Genomic DNA, 15,776 nt, shown 5'->3' on the forward strand with positions numbered 1-15,776 from the left:
AGGTCGATGGCGGCTCGGGAGGCGGTAGTCCCCGGATTAGGCTGAGCCTCATGGCGGCCGGCGCGACGATGCACACGTTCGAGGTCGAGTTGGCCGACACGGATCGCGGCGTCTACGAGGAGTTCACGCTGCGCGCGGCGCGGCATCCGTCAGAGACCGAGGCGTACCTCGTGACGCGCGTGCTGGCCTACTGCCTCGAGCACGAAGAGGGCATCGTGTTCAGCGAGGGCATCTCGGCGACCGCCGACCCAGCGGTGCTCGTGCGCGACCTGAGCGGGAAGCTGCTCGCCTGGATCGAGGTCGGCGCGCCGGATGCTGCGCGCCTTCACACGGGCAGCAAGGCTGCCGAGCGCACGACGATCTACACGCACCGCGACCCGGCCAAGGTGCTCGCGCAGTGGGCAGGGGCGAGGATCCACCGCGCCGCCGAGATCGTGCTGCACAGCTTCGATCCTGGGTTCATCGATTCCGTGGTGGACGCGATGGAGCGCCGCAACACGATCGCGCTCACCGTGACCGAGCGGCAGCTCTACCTAGAGCTGAACGGCGTGCACCTCTCATCGGCGGTGCACGACCACCCGATCGGTTAGCGGGGCGACGTCCGTTTGTCGGTCCTGATGCGCGACTTTCGACGCGCGTCAATGATGCCGCCGATGACCAGCGGCGTCATGGGGCGCACCCCGAGGCGGTATCCGCGTTCGTGGCGCCCTGCCGAGTCGCCCGCAGCCCAACGGCTGCGCCAGCCGGTCGACGCAGTCCAGATACCGCGGGGTACGCAGCGTGAGTCGTAGTGCGGACCGGCTTGGCATTGGCCCGACCTCGCTCACCGGCCCGGACCACGACGCCTCGGCCCGTCGTAAGCGTGAGCCGACGGAAAGTCGCGCGCGGCTGGGTTGTGCATCGGTGATGATGAGTTCGTGAGTCGCTTTCCGTGTCCGTGCTGCGGTCACCTGACCCTCGACAGCGGGCCTGGCGACTACGAGCTCTGCCCGGTCTGCTTCTGGGAGGACGATGGTGGGCAGCTTCGCTTTCCGATGAGCTCGGACGGCGCCAACGGCATCAGCCTGATGGAGGCACAACGGGTCTACGCGAAGCGGGGTGCGATGGACGGCGACTTCGCGCGGAACGTCCGGCGGGCGCGGCGTGACGAGCCGATCGACGATGGCTGGCGGACGTTCGATCCGGACCTGGACTGGAGTGAGCCTGCTCTGGCCGGTGACCAGTGGCCGGTGAACCTGGAGGCGCTCTACTACTGGCGGCCGACGTACTGGAACGGGGACCAGCGCAAGCTCCCTCGACCGGCTGCTGAGCCGAGCAACGGCGACCGTTTCCTCGAGCACCTGCGACAGGTCCCCGAGCTCGGAGCAGCGATCGCCGACTCGGAGCGCCGGTGGGGTGCGGCGCATCCCTTCCAGGTCTGTGCGGCCGCCTCCGAGCTGGTCGCAGAGGCGTACCGGGCAGGCAACGATGAGGTCGGCCTGCGCATCGTCACTGCGCTGCTGCCCGCGGTCGAGGAAGGGTCATCGACGTACGCACCGAACTGCGTCGCGATCGCGTTCCTCGAGAACGAGACCTGGCACCAGCCCTGGGCGCAGGAGTACGTCGACCGCTGGCCGGCACAGATCCGGGACGATCTCCGGGCACAGCAGGCACATCGGCACGACGCTGCGGCCGAGCAAGAGCGGAAGCAGGAGGAGTGGACGGACCTCTTCCGCTCAGGGCGCGGCCAACCCGTCGAGGTCGTCCGCGACCGGCTGCGGGCACTGTCCGATCGGCAGTACGACGACGGCCACGCCGCGTTGGGGCGGGAGGTGATGGCTCGGTCCATCAGCAACCACCAGTGGCTCTACCGACATCTGATCGACTCGCTCAGACTCGCCTGGAGGTACCGAGCGCTGCGGACCCTCGCCCAGATCCGACGCCACCGAATGTCGGGCTGACCTGCCCGCTTCTCGACCGCGCGCCGAGCACTACGAGAGGGGCCCCAGCCAGTGACCTTTCGATGCGTCTGTTCAGCCAATCAGTCGTCCAGGTTCACGCCATCGCGACGGGCGGCGCTGAGGAGGAGTTCGGCTACGAGGGCGAGGTCGTCGTTGGCAATGTCGATCCCGCCGGCGTTGCGGATCCAGCGGAGAGCGTCGGCGCGCTTGCGGACGAACCAGAGGTCGGCGTGGAGAGCGATGTCGTTCGCGGTGCTGGCTGGGAGTCTGGAGATCTGGTCGAGGGCGACCGGTCGGGTGCCCGTATCGAAGGTGAGCCGGATGATGTCCAGCAGGTCGGTGCCCTGCTTGTCGGCGGAGCGGTTCATCACGGCTTGGAGTTTCATCGCAATCAGCGGGCCAGGCTCGGCGATCGGCGTGGCGACCTCGAGGCGCTCCCCGTTCCGTCGGACGACTTCGATCGTCACCTCGGTTGCGGTGTCGTTCGCCCAGGCGTGCGCCGCGGCATGGAGCCGGTCGCCAGGGTCGTCGCTGGGCCGATCGATCTCGGCCTGACGGACCTCCAAGACGTCCACCCTCACCGTGCCGTATCGCGTGGGCAGCTCGACTGCTGCTGGCTCGACCGGCACGGCGCCTTCGGCGGAGCGCAGCACCTCCAGATGTGGTGCAGGACCGCGGAGGCGGTCGACGAGGTCGAGGTCGACGGTTGCGCGGTACGGGTTGGCGAGGCGGGAGAGGACCGCGAGGCCGCCGACGATGACCGGTGGCTGACCGATGAGGGTTCGGACATCGATGACGCCTTGGACGACGGCGGTCATGGTGTCGCCGAGGAAAGTGACGCGGCTACCAGACACGGCGCCAGGGCTCCGCCGGCGTCCAGGCCTCGAGGATCTCGCGGCCCCGGCCTCGATCCTGGGCGAGGTCGAGGGCGACGAACAGGGGATGCGCGAGCGGCCACGCGTGCGGATTGTCAGATGGACGGACGCGTCGGCTGACGACCGCGGGTACCGGTGCGAGGCGGATGGTGGCCCGCGCATGCGTGGGCGAGTCGCTGACGCTCAGGAGGTTCGTGGCTCGGCGGAGCACGGACTCGTCGGGGACGAAGAAGTCCATGACCTGATCGGCGCGGGACGCGAGCGGAGCGCCGTAGGCGGTTGCTGCTGTCGAGTCGGTCAAGGCCCATCCCACAGGGTCACGTATCCCGAAGCGGAGCGGCGAAGCGAGCGAGTTGTCGCCGGCGAGCGGGGCTCGTGCGAGGTAGGTCCGCTTGGCAGGCCAGCGTTGGGCCACCTGCCAGAAGAGCTCAGTGCCCGCGACCGTGTTGACATCGTCGAGGAGGTCGTCCCGGCGCAATGCGGCCAGCACGTTGGAGACGGTGCTCGCCGAGCGCTCCAAGCCACGTGCCAGCTCGCGAACGACAACGGCGCGGTCAGGCGTCATCAACAGTGCGGTGGCGACCTCCAGGCCGGCCTTTCCGGCGAGCGCGTCGGTGCGGGTGGGACGGTCCTTGACCGCTGGCACGTGGGTGTTGAGAACGACTCCAGGTGCGTGCAGCGCAAGATGCCCGCGCAGGTCGTAGTAGCCGGTCCCGGTTGTGCTGAGGGTGCGACGAGCATGCTCGGTGACCCGATCGGCCACGACCATCAAGACCCCACGCCTGGCGTCGTGATCCGCGAGGAGTCTCTCGGCGGTCTTCTCGTCGACGAGAGAGCGTCGCTTGAGGTCGATCGCGGTGGCGATCCCATCGGGTTCGACCAGCAGCAGGTCACCCCCTGCGTCGGCTCCCTCGGACGGGCCGAGAGGGCGGGCATCGACGCCGAGGTGCTGCAGCGCCTCGATGACCAGCGACTCCGTGTCCATGGATCCAGCGTGACCGGTGTTCGGTGTTCGGTCAATACCGAACACCGAACGGCGACCCCTCCTGGCACATCGCGGGCCACTCGAAGAGCCAGGCGAACGGCGCGAGGGATGATGGACGCATGAACCGTCTCGGTGCCGCGACGAGCCCCTACCTCCTCCAGCACGTGGACAACCCCGTCGACTGGTGGGAGTGGGGACCGGAGGCGTTCGCCGAGGCAAAGCGCCGCAACGTCCCGATCCTGCTGAGCGTGGGGTACGCCGCCTGCCACTGGTGCCACGTCATGGCCCACGAGTCCTTCGAGGACCAGGCGACGGCGGACTACCTCAACGAGCACTACGTCAGCATCAAGGTCGACCGCGAGGAGCGGCCCGACGTCGACGCCGTCTACATGCAGGCCACCACGGCGATGACCGGGCAGGGCGGGTGGCCGATGACGGTGGTGATGGACCACGAGGGGGCGCCGTTCTTCGCGGGGACCTATCTGCCGGACCAGCCGCGGCACGGGTCGCCGTCGTTCACCCAGGTGCTGCGGGCGCTCAGCGGGGCGTGGAGCGACCGGGGCGACGACGTACGGCAGACCGCGGCCAATGTGGCCGAGCACCTGCGCCGCGACGCGAGCCTGCCGTCGTACGCGCTGACGGGGGAGCGGATCGACGGGGCCGTGGCGACGCTGGCGCAGGAGTTCGACGCGATGGCGGGTGGGTTCGGCGGGGCGCCGAAGTTCCCGCCGACGATGGTCTTGGAGTTCCTGCGCCGCTACCGGGGCGAGTCGGTGCAGCAGGCGCGGCACATGCTGGCCCGCACGGTCGCGGCGATGGCCGGGAGCGGGATGTACGACCAGGTGGGCGGCGGGTTCGCGCGGTACGCCGTCGATCGCGGCTGGGTGGTGCCGCACTTCGAGAAGATGCTCTACGACAACGCCCAGCTGCTCGGCCTCTACGCGCGCCTCGGCAGCGAGCTGGGTGACCGGATCGCCACCGAGACGGCCGACTTCCTGCTCCGGGAGCTGCGGACGGACGAGGGTGGGTTCGCCTCGGCGCTCGACGCGGACAGCCCGGCCGAGCCGGGCGGGCACGCGGAGGAGGGGCTGTTCTACGCCTGGACGCCCGAGCAGCTGACCGCGGTGCTGGGACCGACCGACGGTGCCTGGGCCGCGGAGCTGTTCAACGTCACCGAGGACGGCACGTTCGAGGACGGGATGTCGACGCTGCAGCTGCGGCACCATCCGCAGGACCCGGCCGACCGCACCCGCCTGGCCGACGTACGACGCCGGCTGCTCGCCGCCCGGGAGCAGCGTCCCCGACCGGCCCGTGACGACAAGGTCGTCGCGGCGTGGAACGGGCTGGCGATCAGCGGGCTGGTCGACGCCGGGCGCCGGCTCGGCCGACCGGACTACCTGGCGGCGGCGACGCAGGCGGGGGAGCTGATCGAGCGGCTGCACCTGCGGGACGGCCGGCTGCGGCGGGTCTCGCGGGACGGGGTCGTGGGCGCGCACGCGGGCGTGCTGGAGGACTACGGCTGCGTGGCCTCCGGCTTCCTCGCGCTCGCCCAGGCGACCGCCGACCCGCGCTGGCTGACCCTGGCGACCGGCCTGCTCGACACGGCACTCGCGGGCTTCGCCGCCCCCGACGGGGGCTTCTACGACACCAGCGCCGACGCGGAGGTGCTCGTCACCCGGCCGCGCGACCCCGGCGACAACGCGAGCCCGAGCGGGTTCAGCAGCCTGGTCCACGCCCTGGTCGAGGCGCACGCGCTGACCGGCGTGGGCCGCTACCGGGACGCGGCCGAGACCGCGCTGGCGACGGTCAGCGTGCTCGCCGACAAGGCGCCCCGGTTCGCCGGCTGGTCGCTGGCAGCGGCGGTCACCATGCTCGACGGGCCGCTGGAGGTCGCCGTCGTCGGGCCGCCCGGTGCCCGGCGCGACGCGCTGGTCGCCCGCGCCCTCGCGCTTCCGGGCGCGGTCGTGGTCGCCGCCGAGGAGGCGTCCGAGGGCATCCCGCTGCTGGCGGGTCGCACGCCGCTCGACGGGCTCCCGGCGGCGTACGTGTGCCGGGGGTTCGTCTGCGAGCGGCCGGTCACCGAGCCGGACGGCATCGGCTGATGGAGCGCTGGCGGTCGGCGCTGGTGCTGGTGCTGAGCGCCGTGCTCTTCCTCGGTGTCGTGCTGATCGGCCCCGGCAGCGAGATGGCCGAGCTGCGCCGGATCCTCGGCCTCGGCAAGGATCCGCTCGGCGAGCCCGCCGACGTCGTCCCGGGCGGCGTGCACGCGTTCCTCGAGCACCAGCCCGGCCAGGCCGACGAGCCGGTCACCTGGGACCCCTGTCGGGAGATCCGCTACCAGATCAATCCCGACCAGGCTCCCGACGGCACTGAGGAGACGGTCGCCTTCGTCCAGGAGTCGGTCGACGAGGTCTCGGCGATCACCGGCCTGCGCTTCGCCTACGAGGGGCTTACCGACCGGCGGCCCGAGCACGGCGGACAGGGCCTCGTCACCGCGCGACCCGACCCGGTCCTCGTCGCCTGGGCCACGGCCGACGAGGTCGAGGAGCTGGAGGGGGCCGTCGCCGGCGTGGGCGGCGCGACCGCCCGGTCCTACGGCGACGACAGGTGGCTCTGGTTCGTCACCGGCGGCGTCACCCTCGACGCCGACGCGCTCGAACGGATCGCGCAGGAGCGTGACGGCGGGGGGCAGGCCCGGGCGATCCTGCTCCACGAGCTCGGACACCTGGTCGGGCTCGACCACGTCGACTCCGACGCCGAGCTGATGTTCGCCGACAACGTGGGCCAGCTCGACTTCGGGCAGGGCGATCTCAACGGCCTCGCCCTGTTGGGGACAGGGAAGTGCCGATGAGCCCCTGGACGCCCGTCCGGCCCGAGCCGGATCGCTTCCACGACGAGGGATCGGCCGACCCGCCGCGCATCGTCCTGGAGCGGGTCGAGTCGGGCAGCGTGCGCCGGCGCACCGAGCGGTTCCGGATGCTGCACCGCATCGCCTACCGCGACCGGGAGTACGGCGACCTGCTGGTCCCGGCCGACCTCGGCTCCTTCGAGTCGGACCTGACCTCGGTGCCGACGATCTTCACGTGGCTGGTGCCGCGCACCGGCCGGCACCTCCCGCCCGCGCTGCTGCACGACGGGCTGGTCCACGGCCCGGACGAGCCGTCGTCCTATCTGTCCGTGGAGGGACACGTGCTCGACCGGGTGGCGGCGGACCGGGTGTTCCGGGCGGCCATGCGCGACACCGACACGGGGCCGGTGCGCAGCTGGCTGGTCTGGTCGGCCGTGACGCTCTCCACGATCTGGCACGGCTCGGTGTCGTGGAGCCGGAGCCGGCACCTGCGCTACCGGCTGGCCGCCCTGGCGACGGTCCTGGTCGTCGCCGTCCTCGGGGTGCTCGCCACCCTCGACCTGTTCGACGTCATCGACGGCGTGCCCTGGATGGGGGACCGTTCCTTCGCGATGGAGCTCGTCGGCGGGCTGGCGGGCGCGGTCGTCGTGCCCTTCCTGCTCGGCCTGACCTGGGGCCGCTTCGCCGTGGCCGGCGTGGTCTCCGGGGTCGCGCTGGCGGTGCTGCTCCACGTGACCGTCGCGCTGGCCCTGATCACGCTCGCCTACCAGGCGGCGGAGTGGGTCGCGCGCCGCACCCCGGTCGCCGCGGTCGTGATCGCCGGGGTTGTGGTCGCCGCCCATCTGGTGCTCGTCGTTTTGTTCCTCGGCCCGTTTCGCTGAAGGTGACCGGCGAGTAGGTTCTGGTTCGTGACCACCACGGACGCTCCCGCACAGACCTTCACCTCCCTCGATCCCGCCACCGGCGAGGTCGTCGGCACCCACCCGATCCACGACGCCGCGGCGGTGGCCGCGGCCGTCGCCACCGCCCGCAAGCAGGCCGAGTGGTGGCGCGCCCTCGGCTTCGACGGCCGCAAGCAGGCCCTGGTCCGCTGGCGCAAGGTGATCGCCCGGCGGATGGAGGAGCTCGCGGCGCTCATGACGCGCGAGACCGGCAAGCCCGACGGCGACGCGCTCCTCGAGACCGCGCTCGCGATCGACCACCTCGCCTGGGCCGCGAGCCACGCCGAGAAGGTGCTCAAGCGGCGCAGCGTCTCCCCGGGTCTGTTGATGGTCAACCAGGCGGCGAGCGTGGAGTACCGCCCGCTCGGCGTGGTCGGTGTCATCGGTCCCTGGAACTATCCCGTCTTCACGCCGATGGGCTCGATCGCCTACGCCCTCGCGGCGGGCAACGCCGTCGTCTTCAAGCCCTCGGAGTACACCCCCGGTGTCGGCGAGTGGCTCGCCGCGACCTTCAAGGAGGCCGTCGGTCGCCCGGTGCTCCAGGTCGTCACCGGGTACGGCGAGACCGGGGCCGCGCTCACGACGGCCGGTGTCGACAAGGTGGCCTTCACCGGCTCCACGGCGACCGGCAAGCGGGTGATGGCGGCCTGCGCCGAGTCCCTCACCCCGGTCGTGATCGAGGCCGGCGGCAAGGACGCGCTCATCGTCGCCGAGGACGCCGACGTCGCCGAGGCCGCGGAGGCTGCGCTGTGGGGAGCGGCCGCGAACGCCGGCCAGACCTGCGCCGGGGTCGAGCGGGTCTACGTCCACGACCGCGTCTACGACCAGTTCCTCGACGAGCTCGTGACCCAGGCGAAGAAGCTCGAGGCGCGCCCCGGCGGCCAGGTCGGCCCGATCACCATGCCCGCGCAGGTCGACATCATCCGCCGCCACATCGACGACGCCCTGGCCCGCGGCGGTCGCGCGCTCGTCGGCGGCCCGGTGCCCGAGGGCGCCCGCTTCGTGCAGCCGACGGTGCTGGTCGACGTACCGGAGGACTCGGCGGCGGTGCAGGAGGAGACCTTCGGACCCACCGTCACGGTGTCCCGCGTGAAGACCATGGACGAGGCGATCGAGCGGGCCAACGGCACCCGCTACGCCCTGGGGTCCACGGTGTTCTCCAAGAGCCAGGGCATGGAGATCGCCGAGCGGCTGCGCGCCGGGATGACGGCGATCAACGGTGTCATCTCGTTCGCCGGCATCCCGACCCTGCCCTTCGGCGGCGTCGGCGACTCGGGCTTCGGCCGGATCCACGGGCCCGACGGCCTGCGCGAGTTCACCTACCCGCACGCCATCGCCCGACAGCGGTTCAAGCCGGCGATCGCGCTCACCACCTTCCGCCGCACGGCGAAGGAGGAGAAGCAGCTCACGAAGGTCGTGCGCGGGCTGTACGGGCGCGGGAGGAGCTAGCCCGGGCCGCTGCCCTCCGTCGTACCGCACATCACGGTCGTCAAACGGCCGATTTCACAGCGTTTCTGTCCGGTACGACGGGGGGCCGGCGCCGCGAGGAGCTGGCGCCCGCCGCGCAGGCGATCACGGCGAGCCCGCCGAGCACGGTCAGCCAGGTGATCCGCTCGCCGAGCAGGAGACCGGCCCAGGCGATGCTCAGCACCGGCTGGGCGAGCTGCACCTGGCTGACCTGCGCCATCGGCCCGATCGCGAGGCCGCGGTACCACGCGAAGAAGCCGAGGAACATGCTCACGCAGGCGAGATAGGCGAAGCACAGCCACTGCGTGGCCGTCGCCGACGGCTGCTCCCGGAGCACGCTGACCGCGGCGAGGGTGGCCATCGCCGGTGCGGCGAGCACGAGCGCCCAGGAGATCGCCTGCCACGAGCCGACCTCGCGGGAGATCACGCCGCCCTCGGCGTACCCGACGGCGCAGGCGAGCACCGCCAGCACCAGCAGGAGATCGGCGCGCTGGAGCTGCCCGGTGCCACCGCCCTGCAGCGCCGCGAAGCCGACCGCCGCGAGCGCCCCCAGGGTGGCGAAGGCCCAGAACGCGCGGACCGGCCGCTCGCCGGTGCGCAGCACGACGATCACCGCCGTCGTCGCGGGCAGCATGGCGATCACGACGGCGCCGTGCGCGGCCGGGACCTCGCTCAGCGCGTACGACGTCAGCAGCGGGAACCCGGCGACCACGCCACCGGCCACCACTGCCAGCCGAAGCCACTGCCGACCACGGGGGAGCGGTTGCCGGGTGAGCAGGAGCGCGCCCGCGGCCAGGGCGGCCGCGACGACCGCCCGGCCGGAGCCGATGAACAGCGGATCGAGGCCACCGACCGCCACCCGGGTGAGCGGGACGGTGAACGAGAAGGCCAGCACGCCGAGCAGTCCCCAGGCCAGGCCGGTCGCCGGCGCCGAACCGGGGAGCGATAGCAGCGGACGACGAGGGACGATAGCGCTACTCTTGCCTGACATGAGCAACGATAACAGCGCGCGGATCGTCGCGGGCCTGCGCGCCTGGATCCGGGACGCCCCCGCTGGTGCCCAGCTGCCGGCGTCCCGCCGTCTCGTCACCGAGTACGGCGCCAGCCCGGTCACCGTGCAGAAGGCGCTGCGCCGGCTGGTGGCCGAGGGCCTGGTCGAGAGCCGCCCCGGCGTCGGGAGCTTCGTGCGTGCGGTCCGGCCCGCCCGCGGCCCCGACTTCGGCTGGCAGAGCGGCGCGCTGCGCACGCCGCGGGCCGAGCTGCCGCGGGTCGCGGGGCCGCTCCGGACGCCGCCGCCCGAGGCCCACGCGCTGCACGCGGGCTACCCGGGACCGGACCTCCTGCCTGAGCGGCTGGTGCGCACCGCCCTCGGCCGAGCCGCGCGCGGAGCGGCAGCCACCTCACGTCCGCCCGCCGCCGGCCTGCCGGACCTGCGGGCCTGGTTCGCGACGGAGCTGGCCGACGCGACGCCCACCCACCTCAGCGCCGTGACCGCCCACGACGTGGTCGTGGCGCCCGGGTCGCAGAGCGCGCTGGCCTCGATCTTCCGGGCGCTGGTGGCGCCGGGCCAGCCCCTGCTCATCGAGTCGCCCACCTACTGGGGCGCGATCCAGGCGGCGCGCCAGGCCGGCGTCGAGCTGGTCCCGGTGCCCAGCGACGCCCACGGTCCGAACCCGGCGGAGGTGGAGCGGTCGCTGCGGGAGACCGGGGCCCGCGCGTTCTACGCGCAGCCCAGCTTCGCCAACCCCACCGGCGCGCGGTGGAGCCCCGAGCGGGCGGAGCAGGTCCTCGAGCTCGTGCGGGCTCACGGTGCCTTCCTCGTCGAGGACGACTGGGCCCACGACTTCGGGATCGACGCCGACGTCACACCGCTCGCCGCCCGCGATGTCGCCGGCCACGTCGTGTACCTGCGCTCGCTGACCAAGAGCGTCTCCCCGGCGCTCCGCGTCGCGGCCGTGATCGCCCGCGGCCCGGCCCGTGACCGGATCCTCGGCGACCGCGCCGCCGAGTCGATGTACGTCAGCGGCCTGCTCCAGCAGGCCGCGCTCGAGGTCGTCAGCGACCCCGGCTGGCGCACCCACCTGCGCCGGCTGCGCGTCCAGCTCCGCGAGCGCCGCGACCTCCTCGTCGCCGCCGTCCGGGACCACGCCCCCTCGCTGCACCTCGACGCCGTCCCGCCGGGTGGGCTGCACCTGTGGGCCCGGCTGCCGGACGGCACCGACGCCGACCGGCTGGTGCGCGACTGCGCCGCCGACGGGGTCTGGGTCGCGGCCGGCGATGCCTGGTTCCCGGCCGAGCCGGCGGCGCCGTACCTGCGGCTGACGTTCATCGGCCCCGAGCCCGCCCGCTATCCCGACGCCGCACGGGTCATCGAGCGGGCGGTGGAGGCGCAGTCGCTCAGCTCGCCTTGAGGGGGTCGTGGCCGACGTTCATCAGCCCGTGTCGCCAGTCCGTGTCGCCGGCGGTGGGCTCGGGCTCCTCGCCGCGCAGGGTGGTGACCTCGGTGACGACCCGCTCCATGACGGCGACGTCGTCACCGGTCAGGTCCGAGCGCCGCTTCCCCAGGATGTCGAGCACGCGGTGGCCCAGCGGCCGCCCCGCCCGGTCGGGCAGCTCCTCGGTCTCCTCGCCCGCACCCTGCAGGGCGAGCCAGTCGCGGAGCTCGCGAGAGGTCATGTTCACGGCGGTGTGGAAGCGCTCCCAGAGGTCGTCGTCGACGATCGTCGTGGCCACGATGGTGCCTCCTGTCGGGGATCGGTGTCAGGACGCTCGTGCGGTACCCACCGGCTCCCCGCCCATGAGGGCAGGGAGCCAGCGGGCACCGGGTGCCACAGTGCTCTGGCCGACGCTGTGGTCAGCGCTTCACGGTCAGCTTCACCTTCTTGCTCCAGGACGCCTGGTAGTCCGCGCCGGCCACCACGTAGACGCGAAGCTTGTGGCGGCCCCGGCCCAGCTTCGGCAGCCTGACCATGACCTCACCGGCGGTGACCTTCGCGCTGGTGATCACGGTGCCGCCGTCGTAGACCAGCACCGTGCCGTCGAGGACGGGGGCGCCGCTCATCGCGACCTTGAGCTTGGCTCGCTGCCCGGGCTTCACGCGCTTCTTCTTCAGCTTCGCCGTCACCGCCGGGGCGGCGTGGGCGACCTTGAGGGTCGCCGTCGCCGCGCTCGGTGCGACCGTGGCCGATCCGGTGTAGCGGGCCGTCACCAGGTGGCTGCCGACCGGGACGCTGCCGGGCAGGGTCACGGTCGCCGTGCCGCCGGTCAGGCTCCCGGCGACGGTGGTCCCGGCGACCTCGACCTCGACGCCGCCGGTGGCTGCCGGGTCGGCGGTGACGGTGACGGTCGCCGTCGTGCTCGTCCCGTACGTCGTGGCGGTGCTGCCCAGGGACAGGCCGGTGACCGACTCGGCCGGTCCGCTCCAGGCCAGGGCCGGGGCGACCTCGGTCTCGACGACGGCGTCGGCCTCCTGCTCGATGGCGTAGCCCATGCCGAGGATCGCGGCGTCGTCCCAGGCCCGGCCGACGAGCTGGATGTTGTTGGACTGGCCCTCGTCGTTCTGCCCGATCGGCAGGATCGCGGTCGGCAGGCCGACCGACTGGGTGATCACGCCGGACGCGCGGTCGGCGGAGAAGACCGCCGAGGTGGCGTCGTTGTTGCCGACGCTGGTGAGGAAGCCGGGATAGACGACGGCGTCGACCGGCTGGCCGAAGGCGGTGTCCATCCAGGTGGCGGCGCTGGCCTTGTAGGCGTCGCGGCGGGCCAGCAGGTTCTCGACGCTGGTGTCGTCCATCGGCTGCGCGGTGTAGTCGCCGGAGACGTTGTACGGCAGGTTCGCCGGGTTCTCCATCAGCTCCTCGGTGGTGTACGGGAACGCCGTCGGGCGCTGCTCGGCGAGATAGCGCTCCCAGCCCTCCGCGCCGGCGCTGCCGGTCGTCGGGAAGCTGCCGCTCGGCGGCGGCGGAGCGGTCTGGCCGCCCGCAGGGAGGGCGACCAGGGTGCCGCCTGCGGCCTCGATCGCGTCCCGGGCCTGGTCCAGTGCGACCTGGCCGGCGTTGTCGTCGGTGATCGCGGCGGACTGGAAGGCGGTGGGCACGTAGCCGACGACCTTGCCCTCGAGGGCGTCGGTGCGCAGCGCGCTCTTCCACTCGACGGGACGCAGGCTGTTGTCGACCCGTGAGGTCAGCAGGTCGTCGGGGTTGTTGCCCGTGGCCCGCGTGGCGGTCGCGTCGAGCAGCGAGGCGAGGTCGGTGACCGACTTGGCCATCGGGCCGGCGTAGTCGGTCGCCCAGGTCAACGGCATGACGCCGTTGGTGCTGGTGAGTCCGTCGGTGCCGCGGAACGTCGACAGGCTGGCGCCGGTCGAGGGTGCGTAGAGCGAGACACCGGTCTGGGTGCCCATCGCGGCCGCGGCGAGGTCCGCGCGGACCGCGGTGGCCGAGCCGCCGCTGGAGCCGAACGAGGTCTTCGACGGGTAGAGGGCGTTCCAGGTCTGCATGAAGCCGGACTCGCTCCACGAGCCGGAGTTGGCGAACTCGGACAGGTTCGTCTTGCCGATGACGACGGCACCGGCGTCCCGCAGCCGGGCGACCTGCCACGCGTCCGCGCCGGGCTCCCAGCCCTTCAGCGCCAGGGTGCCACCCGACGTCGGCAGGTCCTTGGTGTCGTAGAGGTCCTTCAGCGCGATCGGCACGCCGAGCAGGTCGCCGCTCGCGCCGGCGGCGCGTGCCTGGTCGGCGGCGCGCGCCTGCGCTATGGCGTTGTCGGCGACGGTGATGAAGGAATGGAAGCCGAACGGGCCGGAGTCGTAGGCCTCGATGCGGTCGAGATAGGCCTGGGTGATCTCCACCGACGTGGTCTCCCCGGACACCATGGCGGCCTGTAGGTCGGCGATCGTCTTGCCGGTCACGTCGTAGGCGACGTCCGTGGTCGGCACGACGTCCGGGGCGGCCGCGGGCAGCTGGAGGGGCTCGGCGCCGACGCACGCGGCGTCGTAGGCCGCGAGGTCCCAGTTCTGCAGGGTGCAGATCTCGTCGAGGGTCAGGGTGGAGAGGTCCGGGCCGGCCGCCAGCGCGGCGGTGTCGGTGGTGATCTGCGTCGTGTCGGCGGTCGCGCCGACGACGACGTACTGCAGGAGCGACTCGGTCGCGCCTGGCTCGATGGTGAGCTCGCGGACGAAGCCGAGGTCGTTGGAGCGGCTGCCGGTCGGCACGTAGGCGGTGGTGAAGGGGTTCGACTGCTGGTCCCCGAGTGCGCCGATCCCATCGCCGACGACGACCCCCGTCGGACGGGTGTTGCCCGGCGTGGTCGCCGCGATCCACGTGTCGGTCGTGTCGACGGTCGCGTCGCCGCTGCCGGTGGCGCTGACCGTCGCCTTGTTGGGCGACCCGGTGGCGGTGAGGCCCGAGCCGAGCGAGCCGCCGAAGGACACCTCGACCGTCACCGGCTCGGTGGAGACATTGGTGTAGGTGTCGAAGAAGCTCGTGGTGTTGGTAGCGGCGGCGACGTGGACCTTGCGGGTCATCGAGACGTCGCCGAGGCGGACCGAGCGGGTCGAGCGGTAGGTCCCGGGGGAGGAGGCGGTGAGCCCGAAGCCGCGCATCATCTGGTCGTTCATCCGCGGCGTCTCGCCGGCCGGGGCGTCGACGTGGAGGAAGACGTTGCCGAAGCCCTCCATCTTGGATCCGCTCACGTTGCGGATCGAGCCGGTGTCGAGACCGGGACGACGGCTGTCGTTGATGTTGACGGTGGCTCCGTTGGAGGTGGTGACGCTGGACAGGGCCGATGCCGGAGGTGCGACCGACAGGGCCCCGAGGCCCAGTGCGACGGCCACCGGGAGGGCTGCTGCGCGCGTGACGCGGTGCCCAGGGGTGGGGGAGAGCATGCGGACGTGGTGCCTTTCGAGGGGAGACTGCTGGCTCCCTGACTTCTATGCAGCGCAGGTAACGGGCCCCGTGCTCTCCGGTTTCCCCCTTGTAACGTTTCACTGCAGGGGATCGGTGCGGGTGCGATGGACCGGGTCGGGTACCGCGCCGGCATGACGGACGGCGACCGCCCCGGCGCGCAGGCGTGGGTGCCCGGGCGTGCGACGCTGCCCCGGCTGCGGGCCGCGGTGCAGGAGTGCCGGGGGTGCGAGCTCTATCGGGACGCCACGCAGGGCGTTATGGGCGACGGCGACCCGCACGCCGATCTGGTCCTGCTCGGCGAGCAGCCCGGCGACAAGGAGGACCAGGCGGGCGAGCCCTTCGTCGGCCCTGCCGGGCAGGTGCTCGACGACGCCCTCGTCGACGCCGGCATCGCGCCCGACGGCGTCTTCAAGACCAATGTCGTCAAGCACTTCCGATGGTCCCGCACGCGGGGCAAGCGCCGGATCCACCAGTCGCCCCAGCAGGCCCACGTCACGGCCTGTCGGCCCTGGCTCGACGCGGAGCTCCGGCTGCTGCGGCCCGCAGGCGTCGTACTGCTCGGCGGCACGGCCGGCAAGGCGCTCTACGGGTCGTCGTTCAAGGTCGGTGAGTGCCGCGGGCGTCGGCTGTCCTGGCCCGCGGACCGGCCGGTCGCCGTACCTCCGCAGTGGGTGCTCGCGACCACCCACCCCTCCGCGGTGCTGCGGGCGCGCGACGAGAGGCAGGCGGCGTACGACGCGTTGGTGGCGGACCTGCGGCTCGCCGCCGAGCTTCTCGGATGAGCGGGCAGTGCGGTACGTCCGACGTCGATCGC

13 protein-coding genes are annotated in these 15,776 nt (G+C 72.4%); 8 read left to right on the plus strand and 5 right to left on the minus strand.

All coding sequences use genetic code 11. The features are described 5' to 3' along the window. Positions 1-50: 50 nt before the first annotated feature. The gene (locus tag KVF89_RS29660) at positions 51-590 is read left to right on the plus strand and encodes a YaeQ family protein (RefSeq protein WP_257430820.1); all 540 of its coding nucleotides are present in this window, start codon (positions 51-53) and stop codon (positions 588-590) included. Positions 591-917: 327 nt separating this feature from the next. Then, a complete protein-coding gene (locus KVF89_RS29665; protein ID WP_257430821.1) occupies positions 918-1,940 on the plus strand; it encodes a CPCC family cysteine-rich protein in 1,023 nt (340 codons plus the stop codon). A gap of 80 nt (positions 1,941-2,020) precedes the next feature. On the opposite strand, the gene KVF89_RS29670 is transcribed toward KVF89_RS29665, so the two are convergent. Both KVF89_RS29670 and KVF89_RS29675 read right to left on the minus strand, forming a co-directional pair. Next, a complete protein-coding gene (locus KVF89_RS29670) occupies positions 2,021-2,758 on the minus strand; it encodes a nucleotidyl transferase AbiEii/AbiGii toxin family protein (protein WP_257430822.1) in 738 nt (245 codons plus the stop codon). A 25-nt stretch (positions 2,759-2,783) separates the two neighbouring features. Continuing rightward, positions 2,784-3,800, minus strand: a complete 1,017-nt coding sequence (locus tag KVF89_RS29675; protein ID WP_257430823.1) for a transcriptional regulator — start codon at positions 3,798-3,800, stop codon at positions 2,784-2,786. Positions 3,801-3,919: 119 nt separating this feature from the next. Between KVF89_RS29675 and KVF89_RS29680 the strand changes: the two genes are divergently transcribed. The 4 genes from KVF89_RS29680 to KVF89_RS29695 are packed head-to-tail and all read left to right on the plus strand — an operon-like array spanning position 3,920 to position 9,038. Continuing rightward, entirely contained in the window at positions 3,920-5,902 is a 1,983-nt protein-coding gene (locus tag KVF89_RS29680; protein ID WP_257430825.1) for a thioredoxin domain-containing protein, read from the plus strand. Next, complete coding sequence (locus KVF89_RS29685; RefSeq protein WP_257430827.1) at positions 5,902-6,651, plus strand: matrixin family metalloprotease; 750 nt, start codon at positions 5,902-5,904, stop codon at positions 6,649-6,651. Before KVF89_RS29680 ends, KVF89_RS29685 begins: the two co-directional genes overlap by 1 nt. Further along, positions 6,648-7,529 (plus strand): DUF1353 domain-containing protein, encoded by an 882-nt coding sequence (locus tag KVF89_RS29690; RefSeq protein WP_257430829.1) that lies wholly within the window; start codon positions 6,648-6,650, stop codon positions 7,527-7,529. Before KVF89_RS29685 ends, KVF89_RS29690 begins: the two co-directional genes overlap by 4 nt. A 27-nt stretch (positions 7,530-7,556) precedes the next feature. Further along, positions 7,557-9,038 (plus strand): aldehyde dehydrogenase family protein, encoded by a 1,482-nt coding sequence (locus KVF89_RS29695; protein WP_257430831.1) that lies wholly within the window; start codon positions 7,557-7,559, stop codon positions 9,036-9,038. A 40-nt stretch (positions 9,039-9,078) separates the two neighbouring features. Here KVF89_RS29695 and KVF89_RS29700 read toward each other — a convergent pair whose 3' ends face one another. Further along, positions 9,079-10,047 carry a DMT family transporter gene (locus KVF89_RS29700; protein WP_257430832.1) on the minus strand — a complete coding sequence of 323 codons (969 nt, stop codon included), beginning with the start codon at positions 10,045-10,047 and terminating at the stop codon, positions 9,079-9,081. Between KVF89_RS29700 and KVF89_RS29705 the strand changes: the two genes are divergently transcribed. Next, positions 10,046-11,467, plus strand: a complete 1,422-nt coding sequence (locus KVF89_RS29705) for an aminotransferase-like domain-containing protein (protein ID WP_257430833.1) — start codon at positions 10,046-10,048, stop codon at positions 11,465-11,467. The genes KVF89_RS29700 and KVF89_RS29705 overlap by 2 nt on opposite strands. Here KVF89_RS29705 and KVF89_RS29710 read toward each other — a convergent pair. Beyond that, on the minus strand, positions 11,454-11,789 hold the full coding sequence (locus KVF89_RS29710; protein ID WP_257430835.1) for a DUF3140 domain-containing protein: 336 nt from the start codon (positions 11,787-11,789) through the stop codon (positions 11,454-11,456). The two genes, KVF89_RS29705 and KVF89_RS29710, sit on opposite strands and share 14 nt — an antisense overlap. Before the next feature lie 121 nt (positions 11,790-11,910). Beyond that, positions 11,911-14,889, minus strand: coding sequence for an amidase family protein (locus tag KVF89_RS29715; protein WP_257430836.1), 2,979 nt, complete (start codon positions 14,887-14,889; stop codon positions 11,911-11,913). Positions 14,890-15,066: 177 nt separating this feature from the next. On the opposite strand from KVF89_RS29715, the gene KVF89_RS29720 reads away from it, so the two are divergent. Then, complete coding sequence (locus tag KVF89_RS29720; protein WP_257430838.1) at positions 15,067-15,744, plus strand: UdgX family uracil-DNA binding protein; 678 nt, start codon at positions 15,067-15,069, stop codon at positions 15,742-15,744. Positions 15,745-15,776: the final 32 nt, after the last annotated feature.

This window comes from Nocardioides carbamazepini (genome assembly GCF_024614185.1).
GTDB classification, from domain to species: domain Bacteria; phylum Actinomycetota; class Actinomycetes; order Propionibacteriales; family Nocardioidaceae; genus Nocardioides; species Nocardioides carbamazepini.

Bases quoted from the DNA above. Each gene is read 5' to 3' on its own strand.
- KVF89_RS29690 (WP_257430829.1), top strand. From the start codon at position 6,648: ATGAGCCCCTGGACGCCCGTCCGGCCCGAGCCGGATCGCTTCCACGAC.
- KVF89_RS29700 (WP_257430832.1), bottom strand. From the start codon at position 10,047: ATGTCAGGCAAGAGTAGCGCTATCGTCCCTCGTCGTCCGCTGCTATCG.
- KVF89_RS29680 (WP_257430825.1), top strand. From the start codon at position 3,920: ATGAACCGTCTCGGTGCCGCGACGAGCCCCTACCTCCTCCAGCACGTG.
- KVF89_RS29670 (WP_257430822.1), bottom strand. From the start codon at position 2,758: ATGACCGCCGTCGTCCAAGGCGTCATCGATGTCCGAACCCTCATCGGT.
- KVF89_RS29675 (WP_257430823.1), bottom strand. From the start codon at position 3,800: ATGGACACGGAGTCGCTGGTCATCGAGGCGCTGCAGCACCTCGGCGTC.
- KVF89_RS29685 (WP_257430827.1), top strand. From the start codon at position 5,902: ATGGAGCGCTGGCGGTCGGCGCTGGTGCTGGTGCTGAGCGCCGTGCTC.
- KVF89_RS29705 (WP_257430833.1), top strand. From the start codon at position 10,046: ATGAGCAACGATAACAGCGCGCGGATCGTCGCGGGCCTGCGCGCCTGG.
- KVF89_RS29720 (WP_257430838.1), top strand. From the start codon at position 15,067: ATGGACCGGGTCGGGTACCGCGCCGGCATGACGGACGGCGACCGCCCC.
- KVF89_RS29660 (WP_257430820.1), top strand. From the start codon at position 51: ATGGCGGCCGGCGCGACGATGCACACGTTCGAGGTCGAGTTGGCCGAC.